The 19,640-nt window shown below is 72.9% G+C and carries 18 protein-coding genes; 10 read left to right on the top strand and 8 right to left on the bottom strand.

What is annotated here, in order from left to right:
* Positions 1–6: 6 nt before the first annotated feature.
* Positions 7–906, bottom strand: coding sequence for a sigma-70 family RNA polymerase sigma factor (locus ACWCYY_RS08375; protein ID WP_449795507.1), 900 nt, complete (start codon positions 904–906; stop codon positions 7–9).
* Between the two features lie 17 nt (positions 907–923).
* Positions 924–1,436: a MarR family winged helix-turn-helix transcriptional regulator gene (locus ACWCYY_RS08370; RefSeq protein WP_449795506.1), complete on the bottom strand. Its 513-nt coding sequence runs from the start codon at positions 1,434–1,436 to the stop codon at positions 924–926.
* A 61-nt stretch (positions 1,437–1,497) separates the two neighbouring features.
* Between ACWCYY_RS08370 and ACWCYY_RS08365 the strand changes: the two genes are divergently transcribed.
* Positions 1,498–2,433 carry an EamA family transporter gene (locus ACWCYY_RS08365; RefSeq protein ID WP_345282438.1) on the top strand — a complete coding sequence of 312 codons (936 nt, stop codon included), beginning with the start codon at positions 1,498–1,500 and terminating at the stop codon, positions 2,431–2,433.
* Positions 2,434–2,472: 39 nt separating this feature from the next.
* Here ACWCYY_RS08365 and ACWCYY_RS08360 read toward each other — a convergent pair whose 3' ends face one another.
* Positions 2,473–4,371, bottom strand: coding sequence for an ABC transporter ATP-binding protein (locus ACWCYY_RS08360; protein WP_449795547.1), 1,899 nt, complete (start codon positions 4,369–4,371; stop codon positions 2,473–2,475).
* A gap of 128 nt (positions 4,372–4,499) precedes the next feature.
* On the bottom strand, positions 4,500–6,233 hold the full coding sequence (locus ACWCYY_RS08355; RefSeq protein ID WP_345282439.1) for an ABC transporter ATP-binding protein: 1,734 nt from the start codon (positions 6,231–6,233) through the stop codon (positions 4,500–4,502).
* Between the two features lie 281 nt (positions 6,234–6,514).
* Between ACWCYY_RS08355 and ACWCYY_RS08350 the strand changes: the two genes are divergently transcribed.
* The 5 genes from ACWCYY_RS08350 to ACWCYY_RS08330 all read left to right on the top strand — a co-directional run bounded on the left by ACWCYY_RS08350 (position 6,515) and on the right by ACWCYY_RS08330 (position 12,408).
* Positions 6,515–8,410 (top strand): AMP-dependent synthetase/ligase, encoded by a 1,896-nt coding sequence (locus ACWCYY_RS08350; protein ID WP_449795505.1) that lies wholly within the window; start codon positions 6,515–6,517, stop codon positions 8,408–8,410.
* Between the two features lie 58 nt (positions 8,411–8,468).
* Positions 8,469–9,698: a radical SAM family heme chaperone HemW gene (gene hemW, locus ACWCYY_RS08345; protein ID WP_449795504.1), complete on the top strand. Its 1,230-nt coding sequence runs from the start codon at positions 8,469–8,471 to the stop codon at positions 9,696–9,698.
* Positions 9,699–9,856: 158 nt separating this feature from the next.
* Positions 9,857–10,408 carry an RNA polymerase sigma factor gene (locus ACWCYY_RS08340; protein WP_345282445.1) on the top strand — a complete coding sequence of 184 codons (552 nt, stop codon included), beginning with the start codon at positions 9,857–9,859 and terminating at the stop codon, positions 10,406–10,408.
* Complete coding sequence (locus ACWCYY_RS08335; protein ID WP_345282446.1) at positions 10,405–11,010, top strand: hypothetical protein; 606 nt, start codon at positions 10,405–10,407, stop codon at positions 11,008–11,010. Before ACWCYY_RS08340 ends, ACWCYY_RS08335 begins: the two co-directional genes overlap by 4 nt.
* Positions 11,011–11,097: 87 nt before the next feature.
* Positions 11,098–12,408 carry a glycosyltransferase 87 family protein gene (locus ACWCYY_RS08330; RefSeq protein WP_449795503.1) on the top strand — a complete coding sequence of 437 codons (1,311 nt, stop codon included), beginning with the start codon at positions 11,098–11,100 and terminating at the stop codon, positions 12,406–12,408.
* Here the strand turns inward: ACWCYY_RS08330 and ACWCYY_RS08325 are convergent.
* The gene (locus ACWCYY_RS08325; protein ID WP_345282450.1) at positions 12,396–13,235 is read right to left on the bottom strand and encodes a DUF3097 domain-containing protein; all 840 of its coding nucleotides are present in this window, start codon (positions 13,233–13,235) and stop codon (positions 12,396–12,398) included. The two genes, ACWCYY_RS08330 and ACWCYY_RS08325, sit on opposite strands and share 13 nt — an antisense overlap.
* A gap of 30 nt (positions 13,236–13,265) precedes the next feature.
* Positions 13,266–14,000, bottom strand: coding sequence for a DUF2785 domain-containing protein (locus ACWCYY_RS08320; protein ID WP_449795502.1), 735 nt, complete (start codon positions 13,998–14,000; stop codon positions 13,266–13,268).
* 386 nt (positions 14,001–14,386) lie between these two features.
* Between ACWCYY_RS08320 and ACWCYY_RS08315 the strand changes: the two genes are divergently transcribed.
* The gene (locus ACWCYY_RS08315; RefSeq protein WP_449795501.1) at positions 14,387–14,833 is read left to right on the top strand and encodes a DUF4440 domain-containing protein; all 447 of its coding nucleotides are present in this window, start codon (positions 14,387–14,389) and stop codon (positions 14,831–14,833) included.
* 12 nt (positions 14,834–14,845) lie between these two features.
* Here the strand turns inward: ACWCYY_RS08315 and pspAB are convergent, their stop codons facing one another.
* Entirely contained in the window at positions 14,846–15,430 is a 585-nt protein-coding gene (pspAB, locus tag ACWCYY_RS08310; protein WP_449795500.1) for a PspA-associated protein PspAB, read from the bottom strand.
* A gap of 17 nt (positions 15,431–15,447) precedes the next feature.
* Positions 15,448–16,362: a zinc metalloprotease HtpX gene (gene htpX, locus ACWCYY_RS08305; protein ID WP_449795499.1), complete on the bottom strand. Its 915-nt coding sequence runs from the start codon at positions 16,360–16,362 to the stop codon at positions 15,448–15,450.
* 205 nt (positions 16,363–16,567) lie between these two features.
* Between htpX and hrcA the strand changes: the two genes are divergently transcribed.
* The 3 genes from hrcA to ACWCYY_RS08290 all read left to right on the top strand — a co-directional run bounded on the left by hrcA (position 16,568) and on the right by ACWCYY_RS08290 (position 19,605).
* Complete coding sequence (gene hrcA, locus ACWCYY_RS08300; RefSeq protein ID WP_449795498.1) at positions 16,568–17,599, top strand: heat-inducible transcriptional repressor HrcA; 1,032 nt, start codon at positions 16,568–16,570, stop codon at positions 17,597–17,599.
* A gap of 83 nt (positions 17,600–17,682) precedes the next feature.
* Positions 17,683–18,825: a molecular chaperone DnaJ gene (dnaJ, locus tag ACWCYY_RS08295; RefSeq protein WP_345282462.1), complete on the top strand. Its 1,143-nt coding sequence runs from the start codon at positions 17,683–17,685 to the stop codon at positions 18,823–18,825.
* A 30-nt stretch (positions 18,826–18,855) separates the two neighbouring features.
* The gene (locus ACWCYY_RS08290) at positions 18,856–19,605 is read left to right on the top strand and encodes a 16S rRNA (uracil(1498)-N(3))-methyltransferase (protein ID WP_449795497.1); all 750 of its coding nucleotides are present in this window, start codon (positions 18,856–18,858) and stop codon (positions 19,603–19,605) included.
* Positions 19,606–19,640 lie beyond the last annotated feature (35 nt).

Genomic DNA, 19,640 nt, shown 5'->3' with positions numbered 1-19,640 from the left:
AGCCGCTCAAGGTGTGACGGTGATCCGGGTCACATGGGTGAGCTTCTCCGGGTTGACCACGACGTGGGCCTCGGTGATCCGGCCGTCGGCCAGCTCGAAGACGACCACGCCGAAGACGGTGCCCGCCGCGTCGTGCCAGGCCATGCCGGGGACCCCGTTGACCAGGACGGTGGTCCAGCCGACCCCGGGCTCCGGGACCACGTACTTGGCGAACAGGCCCGTGACCAGCCGGGAGACCTTGTCCGCGCCGGTGATCGGGCGCACGCCCGCCGAGACGATGCCGCCGCCGTCGGAGTGCCAGACCACGTCCGGGTCGAGCAGCGCGACCAACCCCTGGATGTCGCCCTGGGTGGCCGCCGAGGCGAAGGCGGAGACCACCTCGCGGTGCGCGGCGCGGTCCACCGTGCCGCGCCGGCCGCCGTTCTTCATCCGGCGCCGGGCCCGGGAGGCGAGCTGGCGGGTGGCGTCGGGGGTGCGGTCCAGCGAGCCGGCGATCTCCTCGAAGCCGATCGAGAACACGTCGTGCAGCACGAAGGCGGTGCGCTCGGCGGGGGTGAGCTGCTCCAGCACGGTGAGCAGGGCCAGCGAGACCTCCTCGCCCAGCTCGGCCAGGTGCGCGGGGGAGGCGTCCTCGGAGACCACCGGCTCGGGCAGCCACTCGCCGTAGTACGACTCGCGGCGGGACCGGGCCGAGCCCAGCTGGTCGTAGCAGAGCCGGGTGACCACCGTGGTCAGGAAGGCGCGCGGCTCCTGCACCTTGCTCCGGTCGGTGGCCCGCCACCGCAGCCAGGCCTCCTGGAGGATGTCCTCGGCGTCGCTCACCGATCCCAGCAGCCGGTACGCCACCGAGCCCAGGTAGCGCCGCAGCGCCTCGAACTCGTCCACCCCTGACGTGTCATCAATCACCCGGCCACCGTACCCAATCAGCCGCCGGCCGAGACCAGCAGGCGGCGCAGCAGGTCGTTGAGGGTGGCGGTCTCCTCGGGGGTGAGCACCGCGATGGTGCGCTGGTAGACCTCGACGCCGGGGCCGACGGCGCGCTCGACCATGCCCAGGCCCTCCTCGGTGAGGGTGATCCGCAGGCCGCGCCGGTCGTTCGGGTCGGGGGAGCGGGTGATCAGGGCGGCCCGCTCCAGCTTGTCCAGACGACCCGTCATGCCGCCGGTGGTGACCATCAGGGTGGCGGTCAGCTCGCGGGGCGAGAGGGTGTACGGCTCGCCGGAGCGGCGCAGGGTGGCGAGCACGTCGAACTCCCCGCGCCCGATGCCGTGGTTGGCGTGCACCTGGGTGACCGAGTCGGTGACGGCGCGGGAGATCCGGCCCATCCGGCCGAAGACCTCCATGCCCTCGGTGGAGAGGTCGGGGCGGACCGCGTTCCACTGGGCGGCGATGGCGTCCACGGCGTCGGGCGCGGGGGGAGGGGGCTGCTCGTTCATGCGGAAATTCTGCCACAGGAAAGTGACTTGACGACAAGTAGCTTGATGGTAAGTTACTTTCATGCTTCCGAACTCGCGCACCCTGGCCCTCACCGCACTGGCCCCGCTCGCCTGGGGCTCCACCTACCTGGTCACCACCGAGTACCTGCCGCCGGACCGTCCGCTGCTCACCGCCACCCTGCGCGCCCTGCCCGCCGGACTGCTGCTGCTTGCCTTCGCCCGGCGGCTGCCCAAGGGCGCCTGGTGGTGGAAGGCGGCCCTGCTGGGCGCGCTGAACATCACCGTCTTCATGGCCCTGCTGTTCGTCGCCGCCTACCGCCTGCCCGGGGGAGTGGCCGGCGTCCTGGGCGCGATCCAGCCGCTGGTGGCGGCCGGGCTGGCCGTTCCGCTGCTCGGCGAGCGTCCCGGCGGCCGGGCCGTGCTGGCCGGGGTGGCCGGGGTCTTCGGGGTGGCGCTGGTGGTGCTCCGGGCCACCGCACAGCTGGACACCGTCGGGGTGCTGGCCGGGCTCGCGGGAGCCGGGGTGATGGCGCTGGGCACCGTGCTGACCAAGCGTTGGGGCCGTCCCGAGGGCGTCGGACCGCTGGCCGTGACCGGCTGGCAGCTCACCGCCGGCGGCCTGCTGCTGGTGCCGATCGCGCTGCTGGCGGAGGGCGCTCCGCCCGCGCTGACCGGCACCAACCTGCTCGGCTACCTCTACCTCGCGGTGCCCAACACCGCGGTCGCCTACTGGGTGTTCTTCCGCGGCGTCGGCAAGCTGCCCGCCTCCTCGGTGGCCTTCCTCGGCCTGCTCAGCCCGGTCTCGGCCACCGTGCTCGGCTGGGTCTTCCTGCACCAGTCGCTGACCACCGTTCAGATGCTGGGCATGGCGCTGGCGCTGGGCAGCACCGTGGCGGGCGCGCTGTTCGCCGCCAAGCGCGGCGCGGCCGGCCGGGTGGTGGCGCAGGCGAAGCCCGCTCCGGTGGCCGCAAAGGTCCGGGCCCGCCTCGGAAGCTGAGACGGGCCCGGTACGCAGGGGGCGGTGAGGAGGCCGGGGTCAGTCGACCTCGGCCACCGCCTGGCTGAACTGGGCCTGGTAGAGGCGGGCGTAGGCCCCGTCGGCCGCGATCAGTCCGTCGTGGGTGCCCTGCTCCACGATCGAGCCGTCCTCCATCACCAGGATCACGTCGGCGTCCCGGATGGTGGAGAGCCGGTGCGCGATCACGAAGCTGGTCCGGCCGCTGCGCAGCCGGGCCATCGCGCGCTGGATGAGCACCTCGGTGCGGGTGTCGACGGAGGAGGTGGCCTCGTCGAGCACCAGGATGGACGGCTGGGCCAGGAAGGCCCGGGCGATGGTGATCAGCTGCTTCTCGCCCGCGCTGACGCCGGTGCCCTCGTCGTCGATGACGGTGTCGTAGCCGTCCGGGAGCGTCCGGACGAAGCGGTCCACGTGGGCCGCCTTCGCGGCCTCCACCACGGCCTCCCGTGATGCTCCGTCAGCCCCGTACGCGATGTTCTCCGCGATGGTGCCGCCGAACAGCCAGGTGTCCTGGAGCACCATGCCGATCCCGGACCGGAGCTCCTCCCGGGACATCGCGGTGATGTCCACGCCGTCCAGGGTGATCCGGCCGGAGGTCGGGTCGTAGAACCGCATCAGCAGGTTGACCAGGGTGGTCTTGCCCGCCCCGGTCGGGCCGACGATGGCCACCGTGTGGCCGGGCTCCACCTTGAGCGAGAGCCCGTCGATCAGCGGCTTGGCCGGGTCGTAGCGGAACGAGACGTCCTCGAAGGCGACCAGCCCGCGCAGCTCCTCGGGGCGCTCGGGGCGGACCGGCTCGGCGGACTGCTCGGGGGCGTCGAGGAGTTCGAAGACCCGCTCGGCCGAGGCCACGCCGGACTGCACCAGGTTGGCCATCGAGGCCACCTGGGTGAGCGGCTGGCTGAACTGCCGGGAGTACTGGATGAAGGCCTGCACGTCACCGATGGAGAGCGCGCCGGAGGCCACTCGCAGACCGCCGACCACGGCGACGAGCACGTAGTTGAGGTTGCCGATCAGCATCATCGCGGGCTGGATGATCCCGGAGATGAACTGGGCCTTGAAGCTGGCCTGGTAGAGCGCCTCGTTCTCCTGGCGGAAGGTCTCGGCCGCCTCCTTCTGCCGCCCGAAGACCTTGACCAGGGCGTGCCCGGTGTACATCTCCTCGATGTGGGCGTTGAGCGTGCCGGTGCTCTTCCACTGGGCGATGAACTGCGGCTGCGCGCGCTTGCCGACCTTGGTGGCGACCACCACCGAGACCGGGACCGAGATCAGCGCGATCAGCGCCAGCAGCGGAGAGATCCAGAACATCATCGCCAGCACGCCGACGATGGTGAGCAGCGAGTTCACCACCTGGCCCATGGTCTGCTGCATGGACTGGCCGATGTTGTCGATGTCGTTGGTGGCCCGGCTGAGCACCTCGCCGCGCGGCTGCTTGTCGAAGTAGCTGAGCGGCAGCCGGGCGAGCTTGCCCTCGACCTCCTCGCGCAGCCGGTACACCGCCCGGTTGATGGCGGTGGCGGCCAGCCGGCCCTGCACGATGCCGAACACCGCCGACAGCAGGTAGATCAGCAGCGTCCAGCCGAGCACGGTGCCGATCGCGCCGAAGTCCATGCCCTGGCCGGGGACGAAGTCCACCGCGCCGAGCAGGTCGGCCACCCCGCCCTGGCCGCTCGCCCGCAGGCCGTCCAGCACCTGGGCCTTGTCCACCCCGGGCGGGGTCTGCCGGCCGACCACCCCGGCGAAGATCAGGTCGGTGGCGTGGCCGAGCACCTTGGGGCCGGTCACGGCCAGCCCGATGCTCAGCACACCGAGCGTCAGCACCCCGGTCAGCAGGGCCCGTTCGGGCCGGAGCATGCCCAACAGGCGCTTGGAGGAGCCCTTGAAGTCCATCGACTTCTCGGTGCCCTGGCCGCCCATGAAGCGGCCCGGCCCGGCCGGCCCGCGGCGGGCGGCGGCGGTCTGCGAGTCTGAGCCGCCCGCCCCGTCCTTGCTCAGGTCCGGCTTCCCGCCCGGCTTCTGAGGACCCGTCGGCCCCTTCCCGGTAGTCACGCCGCCTCCTGCTCGGTGAGCTGGGAGAGCACGATCTCCCGGTACGTCGGGTTGTCGGCCATCAGCTCGTGGTGGGTGCCGGTGCCGACCACGGCACCTTCGTCCAGCACCACGATCCGGTCGGCGTCGCGGATGGTGGAGACCCGCTGCGCCACGATCAGCACCGCCGCCTCGGCGGTCTCCCGGGCCAGCGCGGCCCGCAGCCGGGCGTCGGTGGTGTAGTCGAGGGCGGAGAAGGAGTCGTCGAAGAGGTACACCTTCGGACGGCTGACCAGCGCGCGGGCGATGGCCAGGCGCTGGCGCTGACCGCCGGAGACGTTCGAGCCGCCCTGGGCGATCGGGGCGTCCAGCCCCTCGGGGAGGCGCTCGACGAAGTCCTTGGCCTGGGCCGTCTCCAGCGCCCGCCAGAGCTCCTCGTCGGTGGCGTCGGGCTTGCCGTAGCGGAGGTTGGAGGCCACCGTGCCGGAGAACAGGTACGGCTTCTGCGGCACCAGGCCGACCGTCCCGGCGATCACCGCCGGGTCGAGCTCGCGGACGTCCACGCCGCCGAGCAGCACCTGGCCGCCGGTGGCGTCGAACAGCCGCGGCACCAGGCCGAGCAGGGTGGACTTGCCGCTGCCGGTGGAGCCGATCACCGCGGTGGTCTGCCCGGGACGGGCCACCAGGTCGACGCCGCGCAGCACCGGGGCCTCGGCGCCCGGGTAGCGGAACTCCACGTCGCGCAGCTCCAGCTGACCGCTGGTCGGCAGTTCGGTGACCGGGGCGGCGGGCGGGGCCACGCTGCTCTCGGTGCCGAGGACCTCCTCGATGCGCTCGGCGCAGACCTCGGCGCGCGGCACCATCATGAACATGAAGGTGGCCATCATGACGCTCATCAGGATCTGCATCAGGTAGGAGATGAAGGCGGTCAGCGCGCCGATCTCCATGCCGCCGGAGTCGATCCGGTGGGCACCGAACCAGATCACCGCGACGCTGGAGACGTTCACCACCAGCATCACGCTGGGGAACATGAAGGCCATCAGCCGGCCGACCCGGACCGAGACGTCCGTCAGGTCGGCGTTGGCACCGCCGAAACGATCCTGTTCGTGACGGTCCTTCACGAAGGCCCGGATGACCCGGATGCCGGTGATCTGCTCGCGCAGGATGCGGTTGACCGAGTCGATCCGGGTCTGCATCGAGCGGAACAGCGGCCGGACCCGCCTGATCAGCAGCAGCACCACGGCACCCAGCACCGGCACCACGACCAGCAGCAGCGCGGAGAGCGGCACGTCCTGGTTGAGCGCCATCAGGATGCCGCCGAAGCACATGATGGGTGCGGCCACCATCAGGGTGAAGCCCAGCAGCACCACCATCTGGACCTGCTGCACGTCGTTGGTGGTCCGGGTGATCAGCGAGGGGGCGCCGAAGGAGTTCAGCTCCCGGGCGGAGAAGCTCTGCACCCGGTCGAAGACCTCGGCCCGGAGGTCCCGCCCGACCGCCATCGCGGTGCGGGCGCCGTAGTAGACGCCGCCGACGGAGCAGAGCGCCTGGACGAGCGTGACGGCGATCATCACGCCGCCGAGCGAGAGGATCCGTCCGGTGTCCCCCTTCACCACCCCGGAGTCGATGATGTCGGCGTTCAGGGTGGGTAGGTAGAGGGCGGCCAGGGTGGCGACCAGCTGGAGCAGCACCAGCCAGCCGATCGGTCGGCGGTAGGTGCCCAACCGGGTCCGTAGGAGTTTGATCAGCACTGTGACACTTTCGTTGTCGGCCGAGGGAGTCGCAGCCCATTTTCGGCCTTCCGGCGGGGCGTCGGGGGGTTTACCGTGTGCCGACCAAGGGGTTTTGTACTGTCTTTGCACGGTGCGGAGAGCCGGGTGCCAGGTCCGTGTACCCCCTTACGGATCGGCGTCCGAGCCCCTAGGCTGCTGGAACCCAGCTTGTTACTCGCTGGTTAACCAGTCGGCCCGGTCGGCAGGCCCCCACGCCACCGAGCCCCACCCTCGGCCACCCGCCACCCCGGAGGTCCTCGTTGAGTTCCGCGCAGTCCACGATCGACCGGCGGCCGCCGTCGGTGGCCCACATCTTCCTGAACCGCGTCGAGGCCACTCCGAACGGTGAGGCGTACCGCTTCCCCGTCCCGGTGGACGAGCACGCGGCGGACGGTGCCCCCGGTGCCGAGCAGTGGCGCTCGCTGACCTGGAAGCAGACCGCCGAGCGGGTGTACGCGGTGGCGGCCGGCCTGATGACCCTGGGCATCGGCCCGGAGGACCGGGTCGCGCTCTCCTCCTCCACCCGGATCGAGTGGATCGTCGCGGACCTCGGCAACATGTGCGCGGGTGCCGCGACCACCACCGTCTACCCGAGCACCAACGCGGAGGAGACGGCCTTCATCCTGGCCAACTCCGGCAGCAAGGCGATGTTCGCCGAGAACGCCGCCCAGCTGGCCAAGGCGGTCGAGCGCAAGGCCGAGCTGCCCGAGCTGCGCACCGTGATCCTCTTCGACGCCCCCGGCGGCGAGCTGGAGACCGGCGGCCTGGAGGTGCTCACCCTCGACGAGCTGGAGCAGCGCGGCAAGGCCCACCTGGCCGAGCACCCGGACGCGGTGACCAAGGCCGTCGACGGGTTGGACCGCGAGCAGCTGGCCACCTTGATATACACCTCGGGCACCACCGGGCGCCCCAAGGGCGTCCGCCTGGTGCACGACTGCTGGGCCTACGAGGGCGTGGCCCAGGAGGAGAGCGGCCTGCTCCGCTCCGACGACGTGCAGTTCATGTGGCTGCCGTTGTCGCACGTCTTCGGCAAGACCCTGATCTCGGGTCAGATCCGCACCGGCCACGTGATGGCGGTGGACGGCCGGGTGGACCGGATCATCCACAACCTCCCGGCGATCCGGCCGACCCTGATGGCCAGCGCGCCGCGGATCTTCGAGAAGGTCTACAACGGCATCGCCGGCAAGGCCCGGGCCGAGGGCGGCGCCAAGTACAAGATCTTCCTGTGGGCCGCCAAGGTCGCCCGCGACCACGCCCGGACCAGCCAGGCCAACCGGATCGCCACCGGCCGCGACAGCGTGCCGTTCGCGCTGGGCCTGCAGCACACGATCGCCGACAAGCTGGTCTACGCCAAGATCCGGGCGGCCTTCGGCGGCCGGCTGCGCGGCGCGGTCTCCGGCAGCGCGGCGCTGGCCCCCGAGATCGGCTACTTCTTCAAGGGCGCCGGCGTCCCGGTCCTGGAGGGCTACGGCCTCACCGAGACCAGCGCGGGCTCCACGGTCAACCGGGCCGAGGACTTCCGGGTCGGCACCGTCGGCGTCCCGCTGCCGGGCACCGAGGTCCGGATCGCCGAGGACGGCGAGATCCTGCTCAAGGGCCCGGGCATCATGCGCGGCTACCACGACCTCCCGGAGCAGACCGCCGAGGTGCTGGAGGCCGACGGCTGGTTCCACACCGGCGACATCGGCGAGATCGAGAACGGCTACCTGCGGATCACCGACCGCAAGAAGGACATGTTCAAGACCTCGGGCGGCAAGTACGTCGCGCCCAGCGAGGTGGAGGGCAAGTTCAAGGCGGTCTGCCCGTTCGTCAGCAACATCCTGGTGATCGGCAACGGCCGCAACTTCTGCACCGCGCTGATCGGCCTGGACGAGACGGTGATCATGCCGTGGGCGGCCGAGCACGGCCTGGCCGGCAAGTCCTACGCCGAGGTGGTGGCCAGCCCCGAGGTGCACGCGCTGATCGACGGCTTCGTGCAGCGGCTCAACGGCGAGCTCCAGCGCTGGCAGACCGTCAAGAAGTTCACCCTGCTCCCGCGTGACCTGGACATCGAGCACGGCGAGCTGACCCCCAGCCTCAAGATCAAGCGCCCGGTGGTCGAGAAGACCTACGCCGACGCGGTCACCGCGATGTACGCGGGGGCCAACGAGGCCTGATCCCCCCGGTCCGGTCCCGGCGGTCCGGCGTTCGTCCGCCGTACCGGACAATGGGGTCATGCCCTCCGCACTTCCCGACGGCGAACCGCTGCCGTCCGACGGCTCGCTGCCCGACTCCGCGCTCGCGGAGCTCGGGCGGCGGCCGTTCGGCTTCTACCTGCACGTGCCGTACTGCGCCAGCCGCTGCGGCTACTGCGACTTCAACACCTACACCGCCACCGAGCTGCGCTCCTCCGGCGCCGTGGCCTCCCAGGACACCTACGCGGACAACCTGGTGAGCGAGATCCGGCTGGCCCGCAAGGTGCTCGGCGCGGCCGAGCTCCCGGTCGAGACGGTCTTCGTGGGCGGCGGCACGCCGACCCTGCTGCCCGCCGCCGACCTGGTGAAGGCGCTGGCCGCGATCCGCGAGGAGTTCGGCCTGGCCCCCGGCGCCGAGGTCACCACCGAGGCCAACCCCGAGTCGGTCGACCCGGCCTACCTGGCCGAGCTCCGCGAGGGCGGCTACAACCGGATCTCCTTCGGCATGCAGAGCGCCCGGCCGCACGTGCTCCAGCTGCTGGACCGTCACCACACGCCGGGGCGTCCCGAGGCCTGCGTGGCCGAGGCCCGGGCGGCGGGGTTCGAGCACGTCAACCTGGACCTGATCTACGGCACCCCCGGCGAGTCCGACGACGACTGGCGGGCCTCGCTGGACGCCGCCGTCGGCGCCGGTCCCGACCACGTCTCCGCCTACTCGCTGATCGTCGAGGACGGCACCAAGCTGGCCGCCCGGGTCAAGCGCGGCGAGCTGCCGATGATCGACGACGACGTGCACGCCGACCGCTACCTGATCGCCGAGGAGGCGCTCTCCGCCGCCGGGTACTCCTGGTACGAGGTCTCCAACTGGGCCACCACCGAGGCCGGACGCTGCCGCCACAACGAGCTCTACTGGACCGGCGCCGACTGGTGGGGGGCGGGCCCCGGCGCCCACAGCCACGTCGGCGGGGTCCGCTGGTGGAACGTCAAGCACCCGGCCGCGTACGCGCAGGCACTCGCGGAGGGCCGCACCCCCGGGCAGGGGCGCGAACTGCTCGCCGCCGAGGACCGCCGGGTCGAGCGCATCCTGCTGGAGCTCCGGCTCCGGGACGGCTGCCCGCTCGCGCTGCTGACGGCCGACGGGCTGGCCGCCGCCGCCCGGGCACTCGCCGAAGGACTGCTGGACGCGGCCGCGTACGCCGACGGCCGGGCCGCCCTGACGCTGCGCGGGCGGCTGCTGGCGGACGGGGTGGTCCGGGACCTGGTGGACTGAGCCTCCGACCGTCGACCTCCGCCTGCCGGTCCTCCCCTTCCGGCCCCCTTCCCGCCCCCTGCCCAGCGGTCCCCGCCGCCACGGGTGAAACGCTTTCAGGGGCCGGAGCCAAGTACGGGGTGAGGAGGCCGTCGGGGCCTCCACGAGGGGAGGACGGCGTGGTCGACGCTCCGCCCGATCTCACGACCCCGGAGGGCTTCGGTGCCTTCTACCGGGAGCACGTTCATACCGTCCTGGGATTCGTCACCCGCCGCGTGACGGATCCGCACCTGGCGGCGGACCTGACGGCCGACATCTTCGTGGCCGCCCTGGAGGCCGCCTCCGGCTACCGCGCGGACCGGGGCACTCCCGTCGCCTGGCTCTACGGCATCGCGCGGAACGTGGTCGCGTCCCACGCCCGCGGCAGTGGCCGCGAGCGCGGCGCCCTGGCCAGACTCCAGGGCCGCCGCCTGCTCGACGACCAGGACGTGGCGGCCCTGGAGGAGCGGATCGACGCCCAGCGGGCCGTCCGCGCGCTGGCGGACCGTCATGCCGGCCTCTCCGAGCCGCTCCGCGCCGTCCTCGACCTGATGGTCCTGGACGGCCTCACCCCGGCTGAGACGGCCCAGGTCCTCGGCTTGAGCCAGGCCACCGTCCGGGTCCGCCTGCACCGAGCCCGCCGCATCCTGCGGGCCACCCCCGCCGCCCAACTGATCGAGGTAGCCCTGTGAACAGCACCGGGGCCGGCACCGGCCACCACACCGACCACTTCGAACAGCGCCTCTTCGAGGAGTTGACCGCCCTCGCGTCCGAGCCCCGACCAGCCAGCCCCGCCCCGCGCCGGGTGCTGCCCCGGGTCCGCCCGGTGCCCGCCATCGCGGTGGGGCTGGCCGCCACGGTCGCGGCCGTCGCGCTGCCCGCCGTCCTGGCCGGGGAGTCCGGCGGGGCCGGAGCGGCCTACGCCGTGAGCCGGGGGGACGACGGCTCCATCGCCGTGGAGGTCCACGACCTCTCCGCGATCGACGCCGTCGCTGCGGAGCTCCGCCGCCTGGGCGTGCCCGCAGCCGCGGTGCGGGCCTCGGCCGACTGCCCCCTGCCGTTCCCCGAGGGGCCGGCCGCACGGTCGGTCCGGGCGTTCCCTCAGGACACCTCGGCCACGGTGCGGATCGACCCGAGTCAGGTCCCGTCCGGCAGCACCCTGCTGGTGATCGGTCAGCGGGAGGAGCCCGGGGCCGGAGCAGAGGTGGTCTCGGTCACGACCCGGGTGACGGGTTCGGTGCCCGGCTGCGTCCCCGTGCACGGTGGTGTGCGGCCGGTGGAGCCGGTCCGTTGACGGCGGGTCAGCGTCGGTCCGAGCGGCTCCACGGAGCCAGTGCTTCGTCCAGGAAGGATTCCAACTGGACCCGTTAGCCTTGGCCGGATGAGCGTGTTCTCCCCGCGGCCGGTCGGCCGCGTTCCGGTGCGCCCGACGGCCGGCCGGTGGTCGTCCTGGTGCCTGCCGCTGCTCCTGGTGAGCGCGGTCGCGGCGCTGGCGGTCGGGCTCTCCTCGCCGCCCGGGACGGCCCAGCGGTGGTGGGGCGTGATCGCCGGGCCCGGCTACGGGGTGGCCGCGCTGGTGGCGCTCGGTACCCGGGCGCGCTGGGGGCGGGCCGCGGCGGTGGTCGCGGTCCTCGGCTCACTGGTGGTGCCGCTGGTCTGGCTCACCGTGCTCGGGCGGGCCCAGATGGAGGTGGGGGTGATCGAGCGGGGTGCCCGCCTGCTGCTCGACACCGGTACTCCGTACCTGCACGCGCCGCAGGCGGTGAAGGAGTTCAACCCGTACCTGCCGGGGATGTCGCTCTTCGGGCTCCCGGCCGCGCTGTTCGGCGGCGGGGCGCTGACCGGAGCCAGGCTCTGGTTGGTGCTGGGCACCCTGGCGGCGCTGGTGTGGTCGGTACGGCTGGTCGCCACCGGGCCGTCAGCTGACGGCGCATCAGTGGGGCCGGACCGTCTCACCCGGCTGCTCTGGGTCGTGGCCTGCCCGGTGGTCGCGCTGCCGCTGGCGATCGGCGGGGTGGACCCGCCGGTGATCGCGCTGCTCTGCCTGGCCCTGGCCTTCGCGCAGCGCGGCGAGGCCGGCCGGGCCGGGGTGGTCGCCGGTCTGGCGGCGGCGTTGAAGTGGACGGCCTGGCCGGCCGTGCCGGTGCTGCTGGTGCTCCTCGCGGTCCGGTCCGGGCGCCGCGCGGCGCTGCGGTTCACCGCGGCCGCCGGGGCGGTCGCGCTGGTCGCGGTGGTACCGGTGCTGCTGGTCGATCCGGAGGCCTTCCGGCAGAGCGTGCTGCTCTACCCGTTCGGCCTGAGCGGCACCACCTCCACCGCCGCCAGCCCGCTGCTCGGGCAGCTGCTGGTCACGCTGCTGCCCGAGCACGGCAAGGCGGTCGCGGTGGTGCTGATCGGGTTGAGCGCAGTGGCCGTCGGGGTCTCCCTGGTGGTCCGGCCGCCGCGCGACGTGACGGCGGCGGCCGGTCGGCTGGCGCTCGGGCTGCTGCTGGCGATCCTGCTCTCGCCGGCGACCAGGATCGGCTACGCGGTCTACCCGGTGGTGCTGTACCTCTGGCCCCGGCTCTTCGTCACCGACCGCACCGTAGCTGCCGACCGCGCCTTCCGCGCCGACCGCACCGACAGCCCCGACCGCGCCGACCGCGGCCTAGTGGGGGCTCGTGCCGACAGCCGGGCGGCTCAGCCCTCCTGACCCGCCGTCACGAAGTCGATCAGCTCCTCGACCCGGCCCAGCAGCGCCGGGTCGAGGTCGCGGAAGGAGTTCACCGAGGCCAGGATCCGCTTCCAGGCCGCCGGGGTGTCCTCCGGCCAGCCCAGCCGACGGCAGACCCCGAGCTTCCACTCCTCCCCGCGCGGCACCTCCGGCCAGCCGGGGATGCCCACGCTGGACGGCTTCACCGCCGCCCAGACGTCGATGTACGGGTGGCCGACCACCAGGACGTCGGCCCCGGTCACCTGCTGAGCGATCCGGTGCTCCTTGGTCCCCGGCAGCAGGTGGTCGACCAGCACCCCGAGCCGCCGCCCGGGCCCCGGGCCGAACTCCGCGACGATGGCCGGGAGGTCGTCGACGCCCTCCAGGTACTCCACCACCACGCCCTCGATCCGCAGGTCGTCGCCCCAGACCCGCTCGACCAGTTCGGCGTCGTGCCGCCCCTCCACGTAGATCCGCGACTCCCGGGCCACCCGGGCCCGAGCCCCCGGCACCGCCACCGAGCCCGAGGCGGTCCGTCCCGGCCCCTGCGGCGGCCCGGTCCTGGCCGCCACCGGCCGGACCAGGGTGACCACCCGGCCCTCCAGCAGGAAGCCGCGCGGCACCATCGGGAAGACCCGCTGCTTCCCGAACCGGTCCTCCAGCGTGACGGTGAACCCCTCCGCGGTCTTCTCGCACCGCACCACCGCCCCGCAGTACCCGGTGGCCGCCTCCTCCACCACCAGGTCGCGCTCCGCCGCCACCTCCGGCGCCGGCTGCTGCCGCTTCCACGGCGGGGTCAGATCGGGTCCGTACTCCTTGCTCCGCATTCCCCGGAGTCTACGAGCCGCCCCCGCCCGTCACCCCGCATACGGTGCCGCGATCCTCAGCACACCGGCCACCGCCTCCCGCACCGCCGCCCGGTGACGGAGCATCAGCGGCTCCCCCTGGTGCCCGCGCGGCCGCACCCCGCGGTCCGCCAGCAGGTAGACCACCCGGAGGGTGCGGAGGGTGTTCGACGCGAACGGCGGCATCGGCCCGGGCTCTCCCCGGCCGAACTCCTCGGCCACCAGGTCCAGCCACCCCACCGACTCACGCTCCGTCAGCTCCGCCCGGGTCAGCGCCACCCCGAGCGCACAGCCGATCCGGTCGTCCTCCATGGAGTCGAAGACCTGCCCCGTCGGAGCCAGCAGCCGCCGCGCCCCCAGCTCCAGCAGCGGCGCGGGCTCCACCGCCGGGTGCCGACCGAAGGCGGCCAGCAGGTCCGCCCCGTGCGCGGCGGCGTGCAGCCAGCCGAGCCCGGCGTCGTACCCGCGCAGGTCGGGCTCCGCGGGGTACCAGCGCGCGAACTCCCCCACCCACTCCGCCCGGTGGGCACCGGCCTCCACCAGCCGGGCCAGCACCAGCGCGGCGAAGCTCCGCACGTGCACCTCGGGATCGCCGAACCACCCGGCCAGCTCGTCCCCGAGCCGGGACCGCTCGGCCTCCTCCAGGCCGGGTACCAGCTCCGCCAGCCGGACGTAGGCGTGGTCGTCCCGGACGGCCGGATCGGGGGAGCGGAGGGCGCGCAGCAGGCCGGGAAGGTCGGATCTCATGGGCCGTCAGGGTACGGCGCGGTGTTCGGACGGGTGCGGTAGGGTCCGGGCCGTCGTGCACCGGATCGGGGGGCTGGGGATGACCGGGAGTTGGGCGCTGCGCCGCCGGGGCCGAAGTCGCGGCGGCGGTCACCGCCCTGGCGCACCGTCACTTCGGCCTCGCCGCCGTCCGGGCCGGGACGGCCGTCACCAACCGGGCCGGCCTCCGGACGCTGGAGGCCGCCGGGTTCGTCCCGGCCGAGGGCCCGGCCCGGCACGTCCTTCCGAACGGCCGGGAGGTCGCCGCCGCCTGGTACCGGCACGGGGCGGACCACGTCCGCAGGTGCCGGGCGCTGGGCTGACCGGACCCCTCCCGCTCGGTGCCATTGCACTGTTACTGTCCGGGCATGTCTTCGAACGACGCAGCCTCGAACGGCGCGGCCCCCGGCGACGGGGCCAAGCGCGAGATCGACGCCCTGACCGCCGAGTTCTTCGGCGCCTTCGACAACCGGGACGGCAAGCCCGCCGACGTCGGGCGGATCCGCCGGTTGATGGTGCCGGGCGGGGTGATCGTGGTGACCGGGCCGAGGTACACCGTCTACTCCGTCGAGGAGTTCGTCGCTCCCCGCGAGGAGTTGCTCGCGAACGGCCGCCTGACCGAGTTCCACGAGTGGGAGACCAGCGAGCGCACCGACATCGCCGGCGACATCGCCTGTCGCTTCGGCGAGTATGCCAAGTCGGGCTTCCTCGACGGCGCCGTGTACGAGGGCACGGGCACCAAGACGATGCAGTTCGTCCGCACGCCCCGGGACGGTTGGAGGATCACCGCCTTCTCCTGGTACGACCGTCCCTGAGCCGACGCCCCGTCACAGCCCGGGCGCTCCCCAGACGGGGAACCAGCGGTTGAGCTCCGGCTCCACCTTGAGGTCGTCGGCGAGCAGCGCCTTCACCTGGAGCTCCAGTGCGTTGTCGCGCCGTTCGACGCCGCCCGCCAGCGGGGCGAAGGGGTAGAAGGTGCCGCGCTTGTAGAGGTAGACCAGCCCGAGCGGCCGGTCGGCGCCGTCGCGGAACGAGACGATGGAGCACAGCAGTTGGGGCCCGAAGCCGTTGGCCTCCAGCTCGCCGTTGACCGCGTGCAGGTCGTTGACCAGTTCGGGGAGCTCCTCGGGGGCGTGCCGGGCCAGCAGCCAGGAGTAGCCGTAGGAGTCCCGGGAGGCCTCGACCGGGGTGCCGCCGCGGCCGGTGTCGGCGTCGAGCAGGGCGGTGACCTGGCGGGTCACCTCACCGAAGGCGCCGCCTTCGACGGCGGCGAAGCAGACCGAGCCGAGGCCGGTCGGGCGGAAGCCGGCGCCCGCCTCCAGGGTGAGGGCGGCGGAGGGGACGGCGAACAGCTGGTCCAGGTCCGGGCGGACGGGCTTGCTGCGGCCGAAGAGCGAGTCGAGGAATCCCATGGCGCGTGCGGCTCCCCTCAGCGGCCGAGTTCGGCGGAGATCCGCCCGAGCTGGTCGAGCCGCTGCTCCAGCGACGGGTGGGTGGACATCAGCTGACTCGCCGTCTCCCGGGCGCTCAGCGCGGGTGCGAAGTAGAAGGCGTTGTACGGCTGCGCCCGGCGCAGGTCCTCGGTGGGGATGGCCGAGATCTGGCCGGTGACCTTGGTGAGGGCGGAGGCCAGTGCGCTGGGGCGGCCGGTGAGCTGGGCGGCGGCGCGGTCGGCGGCCAGCTCGCGGTAGCGGGAGAGCAGGCGGGTGAGCAGGAAGCTGGCCGCGTAGACCACCATGCTGACCAGCGGGACCAGGATCATCGCGACGGCCGCATTGCTGTCCCGGCTGCCGCGTCCGTTCAGGAAGCCGCCGTAGAGGGCGATCCGGGTGATCACCCCGGCCAGCACGCCGAGGAAGCCGGCGATGGTCATCACCGCGACGTCCCGGTGGGCGACGTGCGAGAGCTCGTGGGCGAGCACGCCCTCCAGCTCCTCGGGCTCCAGCCGCCGCAGCAGGCCGGTGGTGACGCAGACCACCGCGTTCTGCGGGTTGCGGCCGGTGGCGAAGGCGTTGGGCATGTCGGTGTCGGTGACCGCCACCCGGGGCTTGGGCATGTCGGCCAGGGCGCAGAGCCGGTCCACCGTGCCGTGGAGCTGCGGGTACTCCTCGGGGGTGACCTCGCGGGCGCCCATGGCGCGCTGGGTGATCCGGTCGCTGAACCAGAACTGCGCCACGAAGAGCCCGCCGGAGATCAGCACCACCAGCGGCCAGGCCCCGCGGAGCAGCACGATCAGCACCCCGGTGAAGCCCACGTACAGCAGCCCGATGACGAACATGGTGGTGACCATCCGGCCCGTCAGACCTCGGTCCGGGGCGAAGCGGGTGCGCCGTCCTGATGACATGTCTGCTCCTTGTATCCCGGTATGTCCGCTTTCGATGCTGCCACTACCGGACCGCCCCCGGGGCGAGGCCCAACTGACGGAGCAACGAGGATCACCTGAGCGCCCCGTTCCTGCCGTCACCCATGGGCCTTACACTGGCTGGTACTGCCCTGGCACTCTGCCCGTCTGAGTGCCAGCGGGCCTGGCCGAGAGGGAGGTGGGTGCCATGTACGGCGAGCGGCCGTTGGACGACCGCAAGCTCGCGGTGCTGCGCGCCATCGTCCAGGACTACGTCGGGACGGAGGAGCCGGTCGGCTCCAAGGCCCTGGTCGAGCGGCACAACCTCGGCGTCTCCCCGGCCACCGTGCGCAACGACATGGCGGCCCTGGAGGAGGACGGCTACATCCACCAGCCGCACACCAGTGCGGGCCGGATCCCCACCGACAAGGGGTACCGGCTGTTCGTGGACCGGCTGGCCGAGGTCAAGCCGATGAGCTCCCCGGAGCGCCGGGCCATCCGGCACTTCCTGGACGGCGCGGTGGACCTGGACGACACGGTGGCCCGCACGGTCCGGCTGCTGGCGCAGCTGACCAGGCAGGTCGCGGTGGTCCAGTACCCCTCGCTGAGCCGTTCGACGGTCCGTCACGTCGAGCTGGTGGCACTGGCCCCGGCCAAGGTGATGCTGGTCCTGATCACCAACACCGGCCGGGTCGAGCAGCGGATGGTGGACTGCCCGGGCGCGGTCGGCGAGACGGTCCTGGCGGACCTGCGCTCCCGGCTCAACGCCCAGGCGGTGGGCCGGCCGCTGCCGGAGGTCCCGGGCCTGCTGGAGGACCTCCCGTCCACCTTCGAGCCCGCCGACCGGCCGACGGTCTCCACCGTGCTGGCCACCCTGTTCGAGACCCTGGCGGAGCAGAACGAGGAGCGGATCATGCTGGCCGGCACGGCCAACCTGACCCGCTTCGGCCACGACTTCCCGCTCACCATCCAGCCGGTGCTGGAGGCCCTGGAGGAGCAGGTCGTCCTGCTCCGTCTCCTGGGTGAGACGGCGGACGCGGGGATGACGGTCCGGATCGGCCACGAGAACGCCTACGAGGGCCTCAATTCCACCTCGGTGGTCTCGGTCGGTTACGGTTCGGGCGATCAGAGTGTCGCGAAGCTGGGCGTGATCGGACCGACCCGGATGGACTACCCGGGCACAATGGGGGCGGTGCGAGCAATAGCGCAATACGTGGGCCAGATCCTGGCCGAGTCGTAGGCGAGTCGTAGGAACAGCTCGAAGATCAGCACTGTTCAGGACCAGTCGCAGCACTTCTAGAGGCGGAACAAGCGGAGCATTTGGTGGCCACGGACTACTACGCGGTACTCGGCGTCCGACGGGATGCGGGGCAGGACGAGATCAAGAAGGCGTTCCGGCGCCTCGCCCGCGAACTGCACCCGGACGTCAACCCGGACCCCAAGACGCAGGAGCGGTTCAAGGAGATCAACGCCGCCTACGAGGTGCTCTCCGACCCGGCCAAGCGCCAGGTCTACGACCTCGGCGGCGACCCGCTCTCGCCCAACGGCGGTGGCGGGGCCGGCGGCTTCGGCGCGGGCGCGGCGGGCTTCGGCTTCTCCGACATCATGGACGCGTTCTTCGGTGCGGCCTCGGGCCAGCGCGGCCCGCGCTCGCGCACCCGGCGCGGCCAGGACGCGATGATCCGCCTGGAGATCACCCTGGAGGAGGCCGCCTTCGGCACCACCAAGGAGCTCCAGGTCGACACCGCCGTCACCTGCACCACCTGCAACGGCGAGGGCGCGGCCCCCGGCACCTCGGCGCAGACCTGTGACATGTGCCGCGGCAAGGGCGAGGTCTCCCAGGTCACCCGGTCCTTCCTGGGTCAGGTCATGACCTCCCGCCCCTGCCCGCAGTGTCAGGGCTTCGGCACCGTCGTGCCGACCCCGTGCCCGGAGTGCGCCGGCGACGGCCGGGTCCGCGCCCGCCGCACCCTGACGGTCAAGATCCCGGCCGGTGTGGACAACGGCACCCGGATCCAGCTGGCCGGCGAGGGCGAGGTCGGCCCCGGCGGCGGCCCCGCCGGTGACCTCTACGTCGAGATCGCCGAGACCAGCCACGCGGTCTTCCAGCGGCGCGGGGACGACCTGCACTGCACCGTCACCATCCCGATGACGGCGGCCGCGCTCGGCACCCAGGTGCCGCTGCAGACCCTGGACGGGCTGGAGGAGGTCGACATCCGGCCCGGCACCCAGTCCGGCCAGTCGATCCCGCTGCACGGACGGGGCATCACCCACCTGCGCGGCGGCGGGCGGGGCGACTTGATAGTGCACGTCGAGGTGCAGACTCCGACCAAGCTCGACCCGGAGCAGGAGGAACTGCTCCGGCGGATCGCCGTGCTCCGCGGCGAGGAGCGGCCCTCGGGTCAGTTCGCACCGGGGCAGCAGGGCCTGTTCTCCCGCCTGAAGGACGCGTTCAACGGTCGCTGAGACGGCGATCCGATCGAGGAGTAGCACCGCATGACCGCCCCCGTGTTCGTCGTGGAGTCCGCACTGCTCGCCGGGGCCGCCCCCGGCTCGGTGGTGCGGCTGGACGGGCCCGAGGGGCGGCACGCGGCGGCCGTCAAGCGGCTGGAGCCCGGCGAGGCCGTCACCCTGGCGGACGGGCTCGGGCTCGGCGTCGAGGGTGCGGTGCGCGCCGTGCACGGCAAGGACGCGCTGGACGTCGAGGTGCTGGCGGTCCGTCAGGAGGCGGAGCCGGCGCCCCGGATCGTGGTGGTCCAGGCCCTGCCCAAGGGCGACCGGGGCGAGCTCGCGGTCGAGACCATGACCGAGGTCGGCGTGGACGTGGTGATCCCCTGGGCAGCCTCCCGCTGCATCACCCAGTGGAAGGGCGACCGGGGCGCCAAGGCGCTGGCCAAGTGGCGCTCCACCGCCCGGGAGGCCGGCAAGCAGTCCCGCCGCCTGCGCTTCCCCGAGGTCCGCGACCTCATGACCACCCGTCAGCTGGCCCCGCTGCTCGCCGCCGCCTCCTTCGCCGCCGTCCTGCACGAGGAGGGCTCCGAGCCGCTGGCCACCGCCGCCCTCCCGGCCGAGGGGGACCTGGTGCTGGTGGTCGGCCCCGAGGGCGGGGTCTCCCCGGACGAGCTGGCCGCCTTCGCCGAGGCGGGCGCGAAGCCGCACCGCCTGGGCCCCTCGGTGCTGCGCACCTCGACCGCGGGCGTGGCCGCCGGCGCCCTGCTGCTCGGCCGCACCGGCCGCTGGGCCTGAGCCGCCCGCCCCGGGCCACCCGCCCCGGGCCGCCC

Source organism: Kitasatospora sp. NPDC001664 (genome assembly GCF_053596675.1).
This window is presented reverse-complemented; position numbering and strand designations above follow the sequence as displayed.

What these genes read in the sequence shown, in the direction of transcription:
- ACWCYY_RS08370 (WP_449795506.1), bottom strand. Translation starts at nt 1,436, where the DNA reads ATGAACGAGCAGCCCCCTCCCCCCGCGCCCGACGCCGTGGACGCCATC.
- ACWCYY_RS08365 (WP_345282438.1), top strand. Translation starts at nt 1,498, where the DNA reads ATGCTTCCGAACTCGCGCACCCTGGCCCTCACCGCACTGGCCCCGCTC.
- ACWCYY_RS08360 (WP_449795547.1), bottom strand. Translation starts at nt 4,371, where the DNA reads ATGGGCGGCCAGGGCACCGAGAAGTCGATGGACTTCAAGGGCTCCTCC.
- hemW (WP_449795504.1), top strand. Translation starts at nt 8,469, where the DNA reads ATGCCCTCCGCACTTCCCGACGGCGAACCGCTGCCGTCCGACGGCTCG.
- ACWCYY_RS08330 (WP_449795503.1), top strand. Translation starts at nt 11,098, where the DNA reads ATGAGCGTGTTCTCCCCGCGGCCGGTCGGCCGCGTTCCGGTGCGCCCG.
- ACWCYY_RS08325 (WP_345282450.1), bottom strand. Translation starts at nt 13,235, where the DNA reads ATGCGGAGCAAGGAGTACGGACCCGATCTGACCCCGCCGTGGAAGCGG.
- ACWCYY_RS08320 (WP_449795502.1), bottom strand. Translation starts at nt 14,000, where the DNA reads ATGAGATCCGACCTTCCCGGCCTGCTGCGCGCCCTCCGCTCCCCCGAT.
- ACWCYY_RS08315 (WP_449795501.1), top strand. Translation starts at nt 14,387, where the DNA reads ATGTCTTCGAACGACGCAGCCTCGAACGGCGCGGCCCCCGGCGACGGG.
- pspAB (WP_449795500.1), bottom strand. Translation starts at nt 15,430, where the DNA reads ATGGGATTCCTCGACTCGCTCTTCGGCCGCAGCAAGCCCGTCCGCCCG.
- htpX (WP_449795499.1), bottom strand. Translation starts at nt 16,362, where the DNA reads ATGTCATCAGGACGGCGCACCCGCTTCGCCCCGGACCGAGGTCTGACG.
- hrcA (WP_449795498.1), top strand. Translation starts at nt 16,568, where the DNA reads ATGTACGGCGAGCGGCCGTTGGACGACCGCAAGCTCGCGGTGCTGCGC.
- ACWCYY_RS08290 (WP_449795497.1), top strand. Translation starts at nt 18,856, where the DNA reads ATGACCGCCCCCGTGTTCGTCGTGGAGTCCGCACTGCTCGCCGGGGCC.